This is a genomic window from Metabacillus sp. SLBN-84 (genome assembly GCF_053629595.1).
This window is the reverse complement of record NZ_JBRJIP010000001.1, coordinates 683,396-698,405: the sequence shown is the minus strand read 5'-3', so window position 1 is coordinate 698,405 and position 15,010 is coordinate 683,396. Positions and strand designations below refer to the sequence as shown.

At 36.3% G+C, this 15,010-nt stretch carries 13 protein-coding genes and 1 riboswitch; of the genes, 3 read left to right on the top strand and 10 right to left on the bottom strand.

Going from position 1 to position 15,010, the window contains the following annotated elements:
* Positions 1–230: 230 nt before the first annotated feature.
* Positions 231–428: a helix-turn-helix domain-containing protein gene (locus tag RKD52_RS03390; protein WP_454098673.1), complete on the top strand. Its 198-nt coding sequence runs from the start codon at positions 231–233 to the stop codon at positions 426–428.
* Between the two features lie 828 nt (positions 429–1,256).
* Positions 1,257–1,359: riboswitch (purine riboswitch) on the top strand.
* A gap of 141 nt (positions 1,360–1,500) precedes the next feature.
* A complete protein-coding gene (locus tag RKD52_RS03385; RefSeq protein WP_454098672.1) occupies positions 1,501–2,373 on the top strand; it encodes a 5'-methylthioadenosine/S-adenosylhomocysteine nucleosidase in 873 nt (290 codons plus the stop codon).
* 579 nt (positions 2,374–2,952) lie between these two features.
* Here the strand turns inward: RKD52_RS03385 and RKD52_RS03380 are convergent.
* The 3 genes from RKD52_RS03380 to RKD52_RS03370 all read right to left on the bottom strand — a co-directional run bounded on the left by RKD52_RS03380 (position 2,953) and on the right by RKD52_RS03370 (position 6,535).
* Positions 2,953–3,978 (bottom strand): serine hydrolase domain-containing protein, encoded by a 1,026-nt coding sequence (locus RKD52_RS03380; protein WP_454098671.1) that lies wholly within the window; start codon positions 3,976–3,978, stop codon positions 2,953–2,955.
* Between the two features lie 501 nt (positions 3,979–4,479).
* Positions 4,480–5,196 carry a GntR family transcriptional regulator gene (locus RKD52_RS03375; protein WP_454098670.1) on the bottom strand — a complete coding sequence of 239 codons (717 nt, stop codon included), beginning with the start codon at positions 5,194–5,196 and terminating at the stop codon, positions 4,480–4,482.
* Between the two features lie 139 nt (positions 5,197–5,335).
* The gene (locus tag RKD52_RS03370) at positions 5,336–6,535 is read right to left on the bottom strand and encodes an enolase C-terminal domain-like protein (protein ID WP_454098669.1); all 1,200 of its coding nucleotides are present in this window, start codon (positions 6,533–6,535) and stop codon (positions 5,336–5,338) included.
* 318 nt (positions 6,536–6,853) lie between these two features.
* On the opposite strand from RKD52_RS03370, the gene RKD52_RS03365 reads away from it, so the two are divergent.
* Entirely contained in the window at positions 6,854–8,206 is a 1,353-nt protein-coding gene (locus RKD52_RS03365) for a PTS transporter subunit EIIC (RefSeq protein WP_454098668.1), read from the top strand.
* Positions 8,207–8,605: 399 nt separating this feature from the next.
* Here RKD52_RS03365 and RKD52_RS03360 read toward each other — a convergent pair whose 3' ends face one another.
* The 7 genes from RKD52_RS03360 to RKD52_RS03330 all read right to left on the bottom strand — a co-directional run bounded on the left by RKD52_RS03360 (position 8,606) and on the right by RKD52_RS03330 (position 14,939).
* Positions 8,606–9,331, bottom strand: coding sequence for a GntR family transcriptional regulator (locus RKD52_RS03360; protein ID WP_454098667.1), 726 nt, complete (start codon positions 9,329–9,331; stop codon positions 8,606–8,608).
* Complete coding sequence (gene nagB / locus RKD52_RS03355) at positions 9,328–10,083, bottom strand: glucosamine-6-phosphate deaminase (protein ID WP_454098666.1); 756 nt, start codon at positions 10,081–10,083, stop codon at positions 9,328–9,330. The genes RKD52_RS03360 and nagB overlap by 4 nt, the downstream gene beginning before the upstream one ends.
* Before the next feature lie 192 nt (positions 10,084–10,275).
* Entirely contained in the window at positions 10,276–11,139 is an 864-nt protein-coding gene (locus RKD52_RS03350) for a MurR/RpiR family transcriptional regulator (protein ID WP_454098665.1), read from the bottom strand.
* A gap of 19 nt (positions 11,140–11,158) precedes the next feature.
* Positions 11,159–12,058 (bottom strand): N-acetylglucosamine kinase, encoded by a 900-nt coding sequence (locus RKD52_RS03345; protein WP_454098664.1) that lies wholly within the window; start codon positions 12,056–12,058, stop codon positions 11,159–11,161.
* A gap of 60 nt (positions 12,059–12,118) precedes the next feature.
* Complete coding sequence (locus RKD52_RS03340; RefSeq protein ID WP_454098663.1) at positions 12,119–13,204, bottom strand: DUF871 domain-containing protein; 1,086 nt, start codon at positions 13,202–13,204, stop codon at positions 12,119–12,121.
* A 20-nt stretch (positions 13,205–13,224) separates the two neighbouring features.
* Positions 13,225–13,551: a PTS lactose/cellobiose transporter subunit IIA gene (locus RKD52_RS03335; RefSeq protein WP_454098662.1), complete on the bottom strand. Its 327-nt coding sequence runs from the start codon at positions 13,549–13,551 to the stop codon at positions 13,225–13,227.
* A 35-nt stretch (positions 13,552–13,586) separates the two neighbouring features.
* On the bottom strand, positions 13,587–14,939 hold the full coding sequence (locus tag RKD52_RS03330; protein ID WP_454098661.1) for a 6-phospho-beta-glucosidase: 1,353 nt from the start codon (positions 14,937–14,939) through the stop codon (positions 13,587–13,589).
* Between the last annotated feature and the right edge of the window lie 71 nt (positions 14,940–15,010).

Sequence of the window (15,010 nt, the reverse complement as noted above, 5' to 3'; positions counted from 1 at the left end):
AAAAAGCAGCAGATAGGTATATTTTATTTGTTGGAGAATCGTTAATGTCATACTAATAGACAGTATTGGTATGTTTTTTAATTTTGGAATCTAATTAAAAGAAAAGGTTTTACCTATAAGCGATATTTATGACCTAAAACCCCGTTTGAGAGTATTATTATAAATATAAGAAAGTTTAAATCCCATAGAAAACATGATAGGAATAGTTGCTTTATAAGAAAGGACTAAAGATGATTGTAGGACCACGTTTGAGAAAAATCAGGGAAGAACACGGAGTTCCAATGGGCTATCTTGCTGAAGCTTTTGGCGTGTCAGTCAGTACCCTTATAGCTATTGAAAGAGGGAAAAAGCATGCAATTAAGAAGCAGGTTATTGTAATTTGCGGGATGTTCGACATGAAAAAGTGTGATCTTCTGACTGAACTTTAAGTTTATCATTCTTTTCCTACTAATGATTGATATAAAATCAACGACAAGTTGAAACCAACCATTAAATGAATGAATGGAAAGGCCGGTATATCTATGCCCTTAAATTGGAATACAATGACTCTTGTAACACTGGCAGTACTAATGAGTACAGCAGCTATATTCAGTGCAATTAAATTTCCTGCATATAGAAGGTTTCACATATTTTGTGCAGTTGTCATTATTACCGTATACGGGAGTATTTTATTTATATCATACAAGAAAACAAGTGAATTTCAAGTTTCCCGACGGACGCATGCTCCCTCTCTCACTTTTCTCGTAAAATATGCGTATCAATATAAGATAACATATGTATTGATGTATAGGTTATCTTATACAATAACTGCAATGTATATGTTTCCAATATATTTAGTTCGCAGCGACTTCCCAAAAAGAATATCAACTCGTTGCCCCTTCTATGGCGAACCTTCCGAAGCTTCTGATCATATTACTCAAAATAAACATGTATAAATTTCACTCCATGTAACAAGGTGATTGCTTGACTGATTCTTTGTTCTGCTTCTAAAGTCCGCAAAACTCAATCCACGCGTATCATCATTTAAGAAAATTCTTTTACAACTGTATGAGTCTTATGCCCCTTTGAACTTACATCTTCCCCATTCATCCCCTCTTTCAATTTCACATCACATATTTAAATCATTTATAAACGATGTATACAGAGTTCCTATAACCTTCCTCCGGAGTTAAATACGAATATTAATTAAACAAACAAAAAAAATGTTCGTTTTTTAACTTGAATCCCTTGAATCAGTCTGCTATATTGGTAAAGTATTATTCATATTTATCATTACTCGTATATACTCGGTAATATGGTCTGAGTGTTTCTACCTGGTTCCCAATAACGAACCGGACTACGGGTTAAAGTAATCAGTCGCTCATTTTTTCACTTGGCGCTGGATAATTTAGCATTTTCTTCTTGCTGCATTATTTATACTTTGGCTCAGTAGGTCCGGAACGTGGAATTCTGGACCATTTTATTTGGCCGAGTAAATAAAACAACAAGGGAGACTGACTGATGTTAAACGCAAAATTAAAGAAGTATGCTGTCTTAGCAATTCTTGCGGTCGTATTCACGTCTATACTGGCAGGCTGGAATGATTCAAAGAAAGCAGCTGGAAAAGAAAAAGAACGCCCAATTATTGTACAAGGGCCAATGCCAATCGAAGCAGAGAACTTCGCGAAACGATTGAAAAATGTTAAAGAAGAAAAATCCGGAGATTTCGTTTTCTATAAAGGGACGCTCGACAAGTACCCTGTAATCGTTGTAAAAACAGGAAAAGGGATGGAGAATACGGCAGCAGCCACTGCAATCGCCATTGAAAGATACAACCCCATTGCCATCATCAATCAAGGAACTTCAGGAGGACATGATCCAAATCTACATGTTTTTGATATCGTCCTGGGAAAAAGAACGGTAAACCTGGGTTCTTTAAAAACAGCAGATAAAGAAGCTGGACAAGGAATTGATCCAACAGCATGGAAACCTATGGATTTAATGGCTTCTGAAGGTAGTGCAGGAGAAGATCCGAATGCTGAAAAAGCCCGTTACTACGAGGGTGACAAGGAGCTGCTTGCAGCTGCCCATGAAGTGAAGGATATGTATACGAAGGGAAAAATTGTTGAGGGTACGATTGGTTCGGCAGATGTTTGGAATAACGAAGTCGATCGCATTGAATGGTTTCACTCGAAGTTTGGTACATCTGTGGAAGAGATGGAAGGAGCATCTGCCGCACAAATCGCTAAATCTTACGACGTTCCTTTCCTAGGTATTCGTGTTCTATCGAATAATAAAGTAAATGGCGGGAAATACAACCCAAATACGGCAGCTGCCAATCAAGATTATGTATACGAGGTAGTTAAACAATACATTTCTTCTAAGTCTAAGTGATTTTCCAATTAATTGGTTCTCTAATTTTGATAGAGTAACTTAACATAGAGGAAAAGTGCCACCACCCCAACATATACTTGTATGTTATTGTATACATACAAGTATATGTTGTTTTTATTTTCAAAAACAATTTTATTTCTTAACTACCAAGCAATCGCTGCATTGCGATACAGGGTAAGGAAAATAGTTCAAAGTCCTGTTTTACCAACTGCTTGATTTGCATATGGCATATGGCCGTCACATAAAAAACATTTATAATTAATCCTAACTTGGCTTGATCAGTGCAGAAAGATAAAACGTGAAGTAAGGTCTTTAGATGAAGATGAAGTACCTGTACAGACTATAGCTGCCTTTGGCGCCTAGCGTGCGTAATGATGATTCCCGATAGACTCCCCTGTTTTATAAACATCCCCAAACATTTCCCTAAAACTTTTTTAAAATCCCAAGCCCCTCCAGATTTAACAAGCTCATAAAAAATTACGAGTCCTTAAGTGATAGCGTCCTGTCTTCTTAAGAGAAACGATAATTAAAAAAAACATAAGATACAAGCGTTTTATACTCCTTAACAGTAAACAGCGGTTAAATATGAAAGTATTCCTCTATCGTTTTCATCATTTTAAAAGGTCCTGAGTTTTCATTTGAAGGAATTGCAACCCTGATGCCATGTTGTGGATAAACGGCTGAGTGAAAGCTTACTCCAGGGTCATATCCCATTACATGATACTTAAAAGGGGTATTATCCTTATTGTTGATCCAAATCCCATACCCATAATCGACTCCCTCTTCCACATGAATATGTGGAGTCGTAAGTAGTTTCGTATATTTCTTACTTAGTAAACGATGATTCAATAATGCTTCCCAAAATTTGATCATATCCGGTGCTGTGATATAGGCTCCTCCATCAGCACCACCTTTAATTGGGATTGAGTATGCATTTGTTCTCCATGTCCCATCTTCGTTATCGACGTATCCAATGGCTGTATTTTTAGGGAGCCGGTCAAATGAAAAGTATCCTGAATCGTGCATTCCGCACTTTTCAAATAGATTCATTTCAATGTAGTCTGTAAATGAAGTTCCGGTGTGCTTTTCAACAATCAGTCCTAAGATAATGAATGCAGCATTGTTGTAATGAAATCTCTCTCCAGGTTTGAACATCATTTTTTCATTTTTGAACAATGGCAAAAAATTGACCGAATTTCTCATTTGATACATAGGTGTACTCATCCAGAGATCTTCATAGCTATCCATGATTTCTTCGTCAAAATAGTCCGGAATGCCAGAACTGTGGGTTAATAAGTGATGAATAGTTACATTTTCATCGAAATAAGGAAATACTACATCCAAACAATCTTTAAGACGAATGTCAAAAGATAGAATGCCGTTTTCAACGAGTTGGCAAATCGCAACTGCGGTGAACACTTTACAGCCTGAAGCAATTCCAAAGCGTGTATGCACGGTGTTCAACCGTTCTTCGGCACGATTGGAAAAGCCAGATGCTGTTTCGAATAAGACTTCATTGCTATCTTTCACGTAAACAACTCCTGAGAATCCCTCATTGTCTATAACCTTTTCTATCGATTCACTTACCTTTAAATCTCTAGTCAATTTACACCCTCCATTCTAGATCAGATCAATTTATTTAAAACCTTCTAATAAAGGGCCTAATGTATATCACTTACTTTTGCGTGTTAAACCGACCTTCCTCTTTAATTTCCATTAACCTTGTGGAAATTGCTTTTCTTATCCTATTTTAAAAAAGAGCAGCTGCAGGATTGAGCCTCAGCCTTACCCTTCATGGTAATTAGTCAAATAAAAGAATAGATACCTATAAAAATGAAATAAGTGAACGAGGGACAAATAAAAGACTTGGAGCGACTTTTATTAGAAATTCTACAAGAAAAGATTTCACTATAAATTATCACTTGGAAGGTGTCTTCAAGCTTCAATGATAAAAAAAACTGAATAGCATGATCGACTATCCAGCACTTCCATTTAACTAATAATTATCTTTGATCATGCTTCTATTAAGAGAAGAAGATCTATTTCATTCAAAAAAGAAGGGCTAGTACGCTTCTTGACTTAGAGTGAAGATTAAGTAATATAGAGTTAATTTTTTCTGTATTGATGACTGTATGGGTTAAAAGGCGTAAAGTAAGAACATGAATAATCCAAATTAAGCATTTCACTATATTCGAACACTCTGCCATTTTGAAGAATTCCTCTATTAATGATTTTCATCGCTGCAACCCCTTTTTTACACTTTAGAAGTTCAGCATCCTCTTTGCTTACATTTACAGCACTGTAAGTAGTGATAAAGTGAGATATTTGATAGCCACATTGTTGCACATAATCATGAACTGATTTTTTAACTTCTTCACTATTCAGTTCTGGAAAATAAGAACATGGTAGTCTTGAAGTTTCGATTTGCATTTTTTGATAATCTATCATCCTGACTCGTTTATATTCCCATAATTTCGCGGGTTGTCCGCTGATATCAAAAATTTTTTCTAATGTATGATCAGGTTTAATTTTTTTCAGATAAATAATGTCAGATTGGATATCTTTGAACTTTTTTTCTGTTAATGAATTATAAATTAATGGACTTTTATATTTTGTATCGTTTACAAAGATTCCTGATCCTTGAATGATTTTGATACATCCAATATTCATCAGTTTTTTTAATGCCTCTCGAATTGTGTAGCGCGATACATTATATTGTTCCGCAAGATCCCTTTCGGTGGGTATTTTTTCGCCTGCTTTGTATTTATTTTGATAAACCTTACTTAAAATATCATCCGCAATAAAATCACGTTTTTTCATCATTCATTACCTCAAGAAAGTATTTATTAGTTAGCTTTATCTAATTTTAGCATAAAGGATATTTTTATTAGTTTACTTGTAACTAAATACCCCTGAAGCTCCAAATGCTTCAGGGGTATTTGTAAGAGTACAGCTTTGTTCGCTAGGGTGTGTGAATAGCACCATTTGGAAGACGTGCTTGAGTCCATTCATGTTTTCGATAAATGACTGGATACTCTTTGGCCATTTCTTCATTAAATTCGACGCCTATGCCAGTTCTTTCGATAGGATAGATATATCCATCCACTACTTCTACTGAGCCTGGAAACATTTTTTTTGTGGTTTCATCCGGTTCTTGAATCTCTTGTATAGCTGCATTATGAAGATGAATATTTAAGTGTGTATTAACAGCAACTCCAATAGGAGTCATATCAGATGGGCCATGCCAAGCAATTTGAACTCCAAAGTTTTCACATAGTGCAGCTAGTTTAAGAGCAGGAGTGATTCCTCCGATTTGTGAAACATGACAGCGAATATAATCAACTTGTCGATTGACAATTAGATTTCTCCACTCCGTTGGGTTATTAAATAATTCACCTGATGCTATAGGTGTAGTACATTGAGACCTTAGTTGAGATAACCATTCATTTTGATCTGGCGGTAAAATATCTTCTAAAAAGAATAGCTTAAATGGCTCTAAATCTTTTGCCAATTGAAGCGCTTGATTAGGAAATAGTCTTTCATGAACATCATGAAGCAGATGAATTGAATTACCATACTTTTCACGCAATGCTTTAAACATAGTTACAACATCATTAATGTAGACATCTGGATTATCATATTCTCCTTCACTTAACTGTTTTGTTAAATGCATGTCTTGATTTTTACCGCCATATTTCCCAAGTTGACAGCGAATATGGCGGTATCCTTTTACAATTAAAGAATCAACATTGCTGAAAAGTTCCTCTAATGTTAATCCATCAGCATGTGTATATGCCGCAATTGCATTTTTTGACTTCCCTCCAAATAATTGATAGAGAGGCATTTCAGCTAACTTCGCTTTAATATCCCATAAAGCCATGTCTATCCCAGCAATTGCATTGTTGATAACTGGACCATTTCTCCAATATGAGTTAACCATCAGCATGTGCCATATATCTTCGATATGGTTCGCATCACGATTTAATAAAAGCGGTTTTACATATTCATCAATCATCGTTTGAACCGCTAAAGGTCGTTGCTGAAAAGTTGCACAACCATACCCAATAATACCTTTATTAGTTTCTATTTTAACCACAATAAGATTATGTCTATGTGGGTTAGTCACAAATGATTTTATATCTGTTATTAGTGTGGGTTCCAACAGTGATTCTCCTTCTCCCTTTAATTTCATGCATTTTGTCAAATCGAAGTGAATTAATTAATCTGATTAAAACACAGTGAAAACCCATCGTCAATTTGGTAAGAGAAGAAGGTCTAATACGATAATTTACCATACCAATTTTTAATACTATTCAGATCTAAACATTGATGTAATAAGGATTTTTGAATGTTTTTGGTTGATTTAAGCGTTTTCATCCATCGCAATAATTATGCTATTATTAGCCTGTCAAATCGAAGTGCAATATTGAAGGATCTGAAATTTGAAATAATACTATCTAGCAAGGGGGATAATTCAAACATGAAAGAAAAAGAGAGTGTACAGAAAATCATAGAATATGTTGGGGGTAAAGAAAATATAAATAAAGTTTGGCATTGTATGACTAGATTACGCTTTGATTTAAATGATTATTCTTTGATAGAACATGATAAGGTTAAACAATTGAATGGTGTTATCGGAGAACAATTACAAAACGATCAATATCAAATAGTAATCGGTACAAACGTACAACAATATTATAAAGCTTTAATAGAAGAACTTGAGGTCAACGGCGAGCAGGAAAGTGAGCAAGATAATAAGAAAAAAGGTCTCTTCTCTCGCTTATTGGATGTTGTATCCGGTGTATTTGGTCCAATTGTTCCTGCAATAGCTGGAGCAGGGATGCTTAAAGGGATTCTGGCCGGTCTGATAGCTTTAAATATCTTATCAAAAGAAAGTGAAACAATTATAATATTGGACTTGATTGCAAGTGGAGTTTTTTATTTCTTGCCATTCTTCTTAGCTGCTTCTGCAGCCAAGATATTTAAGACAAATCAATATCTTGCCATTGCTATAGCTGGTGGTTTTATGTATCCATCTTTAATTGATGCTGCTAAACTAGGCGAGGTAAGTCAATTTCATTTTATAGGTTTGCAAATTCCAGTTATTAACTACGCTGGTGCTGTTATTCCAGTCATTTTATCTGTCTGGGCATTAAGTTATATCCACAAATGGATTGACAGATATATGCCTGACATTTTAAAAACTGTATTTACCCCTACCTTAACTTTGTTTATCGCGATTCCTTTTGCGTTAATCGTATCTGGACCATTAGGCAGTTACGTAGGAAAAGGTTTAGCTTACATTATTGAATCATTATTTGATATATCTCCTATTTTAGCAGGGGTTGTTATGGGTGGAGCAAGGCCAATTGAAATTGTATTTGGTATGCATCACGCTGTAACTCCAATCGCGCTTCAAAACTTCGCCGATAAAGGTTACGACATGTTAATGCCTATGATGTTTATGACGAATATGGCTATCGCAGGTGCAACATTTGCGATGTTTTTTAAAGCTAAAAGTAAAACAGAAAAATCAATTATTCTCTCGGCAACCATTTCTGCTCTACTAGGCATTACAGAACCCGCCCTATTCGGAGTGCTTATTAAAAATCGAAAAGCCTTTATAGCCTGTTCAATTGGCAGTGCAGTAGCCTCAGTATTTTTTGCTACAATGGGCGTTAGAATTTATGGATATATCCTTTCAAGTATTGTAAGTTTAGTAGCATACGTCGGACCTTATTTCCCATATGCCCTAATAGGAATCACTATTGCAATAGGCACTTCATTCGCTATTACTTTCATGACTGTCAAAAGGGTACAATATACTAACTAATTCTTGGAACTAAGAATTCCCCAAATAACATAATAAAAATACGTCATCTCTGATGTTGTATGTAAAAACAACAAAATAAAGAAGATGTTTATAATGAAACATGTAAGTGCTGAACTGTATAAAAACAGTTCAGCACTTACTTTGGATTGAACTATAGGAAGCTATAGATAGTAGAGGTTTACGAAAAGGTTCGATAAGAAAACAACCTATATCCACTTCAAAATCTTGGAGTGATGGATAGCGCTTTTATTATCGTTATATGCGCCTCTTCCAATGGGTGAACTGAAATTGAAAGAAACTCATTAGGAGCTCTGAGAGAGTTGATTATAGTCCCATAACCGCCGTACTACATGTGAGCAAGTTACACTTTAAGCAGCCGTTAAGGCTGCTATTAGTATTTCAATTACGCTTCATTTCAATAGAATAGCTGAATCTGTCGGCTCTATAAACCGACTGGACTATTTCAAAAGGTTTGTTTGAGCTGAGAATACTTATACGTTCAATTAGCAAAACAGGTTCCCCTTTCTGCATCTTTAAAATATCAGCATCTGCTTGTAGTGCAATTGATGCTTCAATGATTTCCCTTCCTAGACGAATCTTATATCCAGCCCTTCTCTCAATATAATCATAAATAGAGGTGGCTGCAGCATGTTCTGTAAGATCAGGTACAAGGTTTTTGGGAATATAGAGTATCTCATAGCCTATGGGATAACCATTTGCATATCTTACACGCTTTATTTCATAGAGCAGACTATTTTGATCAACTTTAAGTTTGCCAGCGTGTTTTATGCTTGCCTTAACTTCTAAAAAGCTGATGACTTGGGTACTCGGCTCAATTCCTTTTGAAATCATACTTTCAGAAAATCCTGACAGTTCACCAGAAAAATGCTCAATTTTTTTCTGGCAGACGAATGTTCCTTTTCCTTGCTCCCGATACAAATATCCTTCTTTAACGAGATTTGTCAGCGCTTGTCTAACAGTCATCCTGCTTATATTATGCTTTTCAGCATATTCTCTTTCAGAGGGTATCATTTCTCCAGGTTTTAATTCATTTTCTTGAATAGCCTTCTGAATAGTCTGCTGCAGCTGATAGTAAAGTGGAAGCATAGCAACCTTTTCAATCATTGAGCGTACACGTTTCCCTTAAATTGATGCAATTTAGACAACGCTTCCTGATCTGCAATGATAATGACATTTGGATGGTTTCTTAGAATTGTTGCCGGTATATCAGGTGTAACGTCTGAATTGAAAAGTTGTTGTAAAATAGATGCTTTATGCTGACCAGAAGCAAGGAGAAGTATTTTTCTGCTCTGCATAATAGTGGATATACCCATTGTAACAGCATGAGTCGGCACTTCTTCCAGAGAATTGAAGTATCGGGAATTTGCCAGCTTCGTAGATTCTTCTAGCTCTATAATGTGCGTCTTTGAATCGAATGAAGTTCCAGGTTCGTTAAATCCTATATGACCATTTTGACCAATACCAAGAAGCTGCAAATCAATGCCTCCCATATGATGAATCATTGCTTCATATGAAAAACATTCTCTTTCTAAATCCTCTGCTTCTCCATTAGGAAGAAATGTATTTGAGGACTGAATGTCTATCTGATTAAATAAGTGCTTTTGCATATACGAATGATAGCTGTTTTCATCATTTTTGGACAATCCGACATATTCATCCAAGTTAAATGTTCTTACCTGGGAAAAAGAAATATCATTCTCTTTGTGGTTTAAAATGAGTTCCTGATACGTTTTTAGAACTGTTCCTCCAGTAGCAAGTCCAAGTACTGCATTGCTTTTATTACGTACTTGCTCAAGAATAATATCCGTTGCAAGTTTGCTCATATCCAAATGATCTTTAGCTTCAAGAAGTTTCATTTTTCCTAACCCCTTTAATGGTTTATGAAATCGTTATCATTAAAATGATACCATAATTTAAAATTTATTATCAACATTAAGTGTATTAATTTGAAATTAAATATCAAAAATATTGTAGTTATCATAAAAAAGCACAACCTAATTTAGGTTATGCTGATAAGTTGAGTATTCAATGTCAAACCTTCAAGTAAATCACTCAGTATTTCTCTTTGTGAATTTTAGAACAGATTCTCTTGAACGCTCAATTTCATTTTTGTTTTCGTTGTAAAATTTTGACAAGTAAGCATAAAAGAGAATACTTATGGTGATGAATTGGGCAAACAAAGAACTGGTTGCTGCACTTCTATATTTAGCTTCAGGAGCCCGAACGTGGTGAAGGGGCATATCTACTTTTTTGGCTAATCGATTGCTGCCAAACCTCGATAAGCCAATCGTTTTTATGCCATATGCTTTTGCGATATCAACAAGCTGAAGAATTTCCTCTGTTTCACCGCTATTGGAAATACAGAAAAATACGGTATTTTTTGGAGAAGCTGCAAGTGCAGTTGCCGTAATATGAGGATCTTGATAAGCACTTACGACCTTCCCAAGCCTCAGCCACTTCTGTGTAATATCTTCAGCAATAAGCCAAGAAGCTCCCAGTCCATAAACGTAGATAACGTCTGCTCCTTCAATGCTATCAATGACCTGTTCAATAATAGCATCGTCAAGCAAGTGTCCTGTTTCTTGGATAGCTTGAACTGAGTTTGAAACAATCTTTTCCTTGATTGCAGAAATCGATTCATTTAGTTCGATATCAAAGAAACCTTGTTTCTCAGGATACGCTAGAAGAGAAGACAAAGAAACTTTCAATTCCGAGAAGCTGTTTACCCCGATAGAGCGGCAAAACCTGGTTACTGCTGAACTGCTTGCAGCAGCTTGAGAAGCAAGCTCATGTATCGTCATTCTCGCTATATCATTGGGGTTTTCTAAAATATACACCGCAATTTTCTTTTCAGACTTAGGCAATTGATTAAGTAAGCTTTCGATTCTCAATAAAACATTTTCAACATGCATAGTGGGTCTGCTCTCCTCATCATGTACCAATAACCTTAAGAGCAAGATAATAACATCCTAATGTAGAAGATACCTCTTCTGTGATAATGTTAGCCTCTGGTTTGCTTTGCTTAAGATGTTTCACAAAAGAATCTTGCACTATTTCTATATTGGTCAATATACTTCCTTTAATTGCTATTGTAACATTTTGAGGGGAATTTAACGTATCACATACATTTAAAGTTGATTTTGCCAGATAAAATCCTGCGTTCTCTAGTAAACTGCAGGCAAACGCATCTCCAAAATGAGCATGTTTGACAATAATGGGAGCAAAGGCAGCGATATCTGTCTTTGATGCTTTATAAATGAATTTTTTTATTCCAGATGCGCGGTTGTACCCTAGCACAGAAAGAATTTCTTCTGTCAAAGGGCTGTATGGAAGACCACAATCTTCTTCCTCTGTCATTTTGATAAATGCCTGCATGGCAATCCAATAGCCGCTCCCTTCATCCCCTAGAAGATGTCCCCAGCCGCCTGCCATTCTTTCAACACCATTTTTAATACCAAAGCTGACTGAGCCTGTACCAGAAATGGTTAAAATTCCGTCTTGGCCTTTCAGTGAAGCTGCATGTGCAATTACCCCATCATTAAAAATAGTAAAGGGAGCAGAAAATGCTTCCTTTAGTGCATTATTTATATTCAAAGGGTTTTCAACACCGCCAAAACCGGCTAATCCTAAACAAATGTATCTGCAATTTCGCTTATTAAATGGCTCGATGCAATCTTGTATGGCTTGAATAATATTCTCAATGGCCTTTGCCTCATCTATAAGCAAATTGCCGAATCCGGATTTAGCTTCATTTAACTTGTTGCCGTATAGATCATAAGCTACTGCTTCTGTTTTTGTTCCTCCGCCGTCTACTCCAATAATGTAATCCATTTCCTTCTCCTTTCAGTAAAAAAAGGAAGGAATTGTTTTATTCCTTCCTTCTCCATCATTTTATTCAATTGAAAACTGGAATTTATCCCACGGTTCTAAATAATCCAGCAGCATAATTTCATTTTCATCTATTCTGCCGACGACATTCGTTTTTCCTGAATTGTTCATATCTTTTAATGCAATTTGCAGTTCACCTTTGTACTGTCCGTAAAGCTCATTTTCAATTAGAATATCCCCGCGTTTTATATCAGGAGTATACGTAGGCTTGAACTCTTCTTGTTTATATTTCACCCTTGATTGAGTGGAGCGGACAAGATATTCTGATACATCCCCGCGGTAAAAATGAAGCTCTTCCAGTACAATCTTTTTCTCTAAATCTGTTATGGTGCTATGCAGATCAATCTTGAACGTTATCATCTCGCTGTTTACCATGCTTAGGGCCTTTAACTCTTCTTCTGATGCATAAGCATTGGCAATGACAATATCATCAATTAATCCTGTTGCAAATAAATGCTTGGCCTGAGTGGTGATTGGCAATTCACGATGCATCTCAAGCGTACATAGCCCTTCTGTAACCGGCCATGGTCCAAAAGCTGCCGCGTGTGAGTTAATGAATGCAGTTGTACGGATATTCTGCTTTTTGAATTGCTCACAGCATTTTAAAAAGTGTGCATAGCTTAATCCTGCATACCGATGTGGATAGAAATTATGTGAACCTTCCAGATTTTCTTTTTTAGGTCGATATGAAATGATATTGTCCAAATATTTATTGGCATTGCTCATTGGAATCTCTATTTTTAAATCATATGGATTATGAGTCATAATGGCCTCTTCATTCCCCGTAAATCCCATATCAAGTCTGATTCCATAAGCACCAAGCTCTGCGAAAAATGATAGGTCATTGTATGAAATGCCAAGCTTACCGAAAACTCTCGGAGCAATGTCAATCATCACTTCCATATTTAATTCATTCGCATATGAAATCGTTTCCTTAAAATCTCTCATAATTTTCTCTTTATCGCCTTCTACCGATAAGAGACAGGTAAAGATTTTTTTAAACCCATGCTTATGGGCCAGAGCTATATACTCTTTATCCTTTTCCACAGTTGAATGCTCGGGATAAATAGAAATACCAAGCTTTTTCATTTATTTTCACCTCATATTATTTAATCTTTAGGAGCTAATTTCTTTATAATTCGAATCATGTGCTCAATAAGCTTCTGTTCACTGATTGCCGTCATTAAATGATCTTGAGCATGAATCATCAGCAGTGTTTTTTCGCTTGGCGCACCATTTAATTCAGCCTGAATTAATTTCGTTTGAGTTTTATGAGCTAAGTTGAGTTCATCGGAAGCTTGTTTAATCAATTCTTCCGCTTTTTCAAAATTAAATTGTTCTGCTTCTGTTAATGCTTCAAAAGCAAGCCCTCTTGCATTTCCGCCATGTGAAATAATTTCAAATATATCCATCTCTTGATTTTTGATTTCTTCCATCTCAAACACTCCCTGAAAATGTATTAAATGAGCCTTTATATCTTAACGGATTCTTGCAGTTTTTCTGTTTTTAAAAAAAGCGGCAAGTACTCTTTATGCGCTTCCAGTAATTCCTGAAGCACTTTTTCAGCTAAATCGTCACTTGGTATAAGCGGATTGATTGTTAACGCCAATAGCGCCTTATCATATGACCCTGTAACAGCAGCTTCTGCACCAATTCGCTCAAACGATTTAATTTGCTGAACTAATCCATTTATTTGAACCGGCAGCCTTCCCATAGTTAAAGGAATCGGTCCATTCTTTGTCACGATACAGCTTACTTCGACTGCTGAATCGTATTCAATATCACTAATCGAGCCTTTGTTCTGAACGTTTAGGACTTGAATATCCTTTTTGTCATTATAGATGGACGAAATGACATTGCATGCTGCATCACTGTAGTATGCTCCCCCGCGCTGTTCCAGTTGAGGTGGCTTAATGTCCAAGTCCTTATCTTTATATAATTCAAAAAGGCCTTCTTCTAATTTTTTCACGATTTCGGCTCTCGTTTTTCCTGATTTAAATGCTTCCTTCTCTTCTTCCAAGATGTTGCTAGTTTTATAGTAGTAACGATGATATGGACAAGGAACAACGCCTAATGACTTTAGGAACCTTGGATTCCATGGAAGAGGTGCAACATTTTTCATCGTCATCTGTATATCAGGATCTCCGAGCATTTCAAGCACTCTATCAGTGATTTCCTGATCGTCTAAATAAACATGGAGTCCAAACACCATATGATTAAGACCGGCAAAATCAATATGAACTCTATTCATTTCAACACCGAGCATTTTAGAAATAGAAAGATGCATATTAAAAGGTACATTGCATACGCCAATTACTTTTTTATGCCCGGTGTAGCGCAGCAGTGCTTCTGTTACCATACCTGCTGGATTTGTAAAGTTGATAAGCCACGCTTCAGGACAAAGTTCCTGCATTTCTTCTGCAATTTCCAACAGGACCGGAATGGTTCTAAGTGCTTTAAACAGACCGCCCGCACCATTCGTTTCCTGACCTATCAATCCCATTTGAAGAGGGATACGCTCATCTTTAATTCTCGCATCCAACAATCCCACTCTCATTTGAGTCGTAACAAATGATGCATCCTTCAAAGCTTTGCGTCTGTCCAAGGTGAGATGAATTTCCATTGGAACTCCCGCTTTTTCTACCATTCTTCGTGCCAAATCTCCGACAATTTCAAGTTTTTCTCTGCCGGCTTCAATATCTACAAGCCATAATTCACTTATTGGCAATTCATGATAACGTTTGATAAATCCCTCAATTAATTCCGGGGTATAGCTGGATCCGCCGCCTATAGTGGCTACCTTTAAACCAACGTTCTTTCCCAATTAATCCACCTCTGTTATGAGTTTTGTCTGGCTTAGCCATAAAGAATTGAAAAACAAACAAGGCCGCTCAA